Raw genomic sequence first — 2,091 nt, 5'->3', positions numbered from 1 at the left:
CCGACAGCGCGGTCGGGAGGCGTCCGAGCACGAGGGCCGCCGGCTCGGGACCTCCCACCAGCTCGGCCCCGGCCGCGGCGGCGGCGCGGGCCTCGCGCAGGTCGTCCACCCACGCCCGCGGACGTCCGCCCGCGGCGAGCACGCCCCGGCAGAGCGCGCCTCCGACGTCGTCGACGACCAGCACGTCCCCGGGCGGTCCGCCGGTGCCGACGCCGGCCTCGTCGAGCACGAGACGGCTGACGGGGTCCAGCCCGGGCACCGGGTCGAGGTCGGGGCTCACCCGCCCGATCATCGCACCGGACCGCCGGCGCTGGTCGCAGCGTGGTCGCCGACCGAGGCGGTCCCCACCCACCGCTAGCGTGAGCCGGTCACCGCGACGGGCCGGTGACCGCAGCCGACGAGCAGGACCGAGGGTATGAGCAGCAGCGACGAGCACCGATCCACACCGGCCCCTGCGGGGTCCGACAGCACCGGCGCCCGGGTCAGCCGGCTGGCCGGCACCTGGTTCCCGCTGGTGGTGCTGGTGGCCGGCGCGGTGGCGGTGGCGGTGCCGGCACCGTTCCTGCTGCTCGGCCCGGCCGTGAACTGGCTGCTCGCCCTCATCATGCTCGGGATGGGTATGACCCTGCGCACCGGCGACTTCACCGTGGTGGCGCGCCGGCCGTGGGCGCTGGCGATCGGGGTGGTGGCCCAGTTCGTGGTGATGCCGCTGCTCGGGCTGGGGCTGGCCACGCTGCTCCAGCTGCCGCCGGCGCTGGCGGTCGGCGTGGTGCTGGTCGGCTCGGCGCCGGGCGGGACGGCGTCCAACGTGATGGTCTACCTGGCCAGGGGCGACACCGCGCTGTCGGTGGCGATGACCACCGTCTCCACCCTGCTGGCCCCGCTGCTCACCCCGCTGCTGGTGCTGCTGCTGGCCGGCAACCTGCTGCCGGTCGACGCGGGCGGGCTGTTCGTCTCGATCGTGCAGATCGTCATCGCCCCGATCGTGGTCGGGCTGCTGCTGCGCCGCTTCCTGCCGGGCCTGGTGGCGCAGGTGCTGCCGTGGATGCCGCTGGTGTCGGTGCTCGGCATCACCCTGGTGGTGCTGGCGGTGGTGGCCGGCAGCGCCGCGGCCATCCTCAGCACCGGTCTGCTGGTGGCCCTCGTCGTCGTGCTGCACAACGTCTGCGGCTACGGGCTGGGCTACCTCGCCGCCCGCGTGGTCGGGCTGGACGAGTCGTCGCGCCGTGCGGTGGCGGTCGAGGTCGGGATGCAGAACTCCGGGCTCGCGGCCGGTCTGGCCCGGACCCACTTCACGCCGGAGTCCGCGCTGCCGGCGGCCCTGTTCTCGGTCTGGCACAACGTGTCGGGGTCGGTGCTGGCGGCGTGGTGGTCGCGCCGGCCCACGGCGCCGGGCGTCCGGCAGGACGACACGCCCGGGGCCCAACGGGCCTGAATGCCCTCCGGAGGGCTGGGTAGTGCACTCGTGAGGCCGGGGAACCCGGCCGCCCCACGAGTGAGGAGGCAGCATGAGCCAGGTCCAGGAGTCCATCGACGTCGACGTGCCGGTCAGCCAGGCCTACAACCAGTGGACGCAGTTCGAGTCCTTCCCCGAGTTCATGAACGGGGTCGACTCGATCACGCAGGTGGGTGAGACCCGGAACCACTGGGTCGTCACGGTCGGCGGCCAGACCCGCGAGTTCGACACCGAGATCGCCGAGCAGCACCCCGACGAGCGGGTGGCGTGGAAGAGCGTGGACGGCGACGTCGGCCACGCCGGTGTCGTCACCTTCCACCGGCTCGGTGACAACCAGACCCGGGTGACGGTCCAGATGGACTGGAACCCCGAGGGTCTCGTCGAGAAGGTCGGCGCGGCGGTCGGTGTCGACGACCGCCAGGTGAAGGCCGACCTGAAGCGCTTCAAGTCCTTCATCGAGTCGCGCCCGAGCGAGACCGGCGCCTGGCGCGGGGACGTCCCGGCCGGCGGCCAGGGCACCACGGAGGCCCACGACAGCTCGATCTGACCCACCGGTCCGACGCCACGGGCCCCGTCGCCACCTCCGGGTGGGGCGGGGCCCGTGCGCGTCCCGGGGCAGCGCGCGCCGCCGCGGC

The 2,091-nt window shown here is 74.4% G+C and carries 3 protein-coding genes; 2 read left to right on the top strand and 1 reads right to left on the bottom strand.

Annotated elements, in window-relative coordinates; translation table 11 throughout:
• On the bottom strand, positions 1-280 hold a 280-nt coding region (locus tag DVA66_RS19735; protein WP_198671979.1), incomplete at its 3' end, for a hypothetical protein.
• Positions 281-415: 135 nt separating this feature from the next.
• Between DVA66_RS19735 and DVA66_RS19730 the strand changes: the two genes are divergently transcribed.
• Together DVA66_RS19730 and DVA66_RS19725 are read left to right on the top strand one after the other, a co-directional pair.
• Positions 416-1,435: a bile acid:sodium symporter family protein gene (locus tag DVA66_RS19730; RefSeq protein ID WP_114561505.1), complete on the top strand. Its 1,020-nt coding sequence runs from the start codon at positions 416-418 to the stop codon at positions 1,433-1,435.
• Positions 1,436-1,508: 73 nt separating this feature from the next.
• The gene (locus DVA66_RS19725) at positions 1,509-2,003 is read left to right on the top strand and encodes an SRPBCC family protein (protein WP_114561504.1); all 495 of its coding nucleotides are present in this window, start codon (positions 1,509-1,511) and stop codon (positions 2,001-2,003) included.
• Positions 2,004-2,091 lie beyond the last annotated feature (88 nt).

Origin of the sequence: Desertihabitans aurantiacus, from assembly GCF_003344635.1 — a bacterium.
In the GTDB taxonomy this organism is placed as follows: domain Bacteria; phylum Actinomycetota; class Actinomycetes; order Propionibacteriales; family Propionibacteriaceae; genus Desertihabitans; species Desertihabitans aurantiacus.
Note: the sequence above shows the minus strand (reverse complement) of the source record. Positions and strands in the feature narration are given on the sequence as shown.

Bases quoted from the DNA above. Each gene is read 5' to 3' on its own strand.
- DVA66_RS19730 (WP_114561505.1), top strand. From the start codon at position 416: ATGAGCAGCAGCGACGAGCACCGATCCACACCGGCCCCTGCGGGGTCC.
- DVA66_RS19725 (WP_114561504.1), top strand. From the start codon at position 1,509: ATGAGCCAGGTCCAGGAGTCCATCGACGTCGACGTGCCGGTCAGCCAG.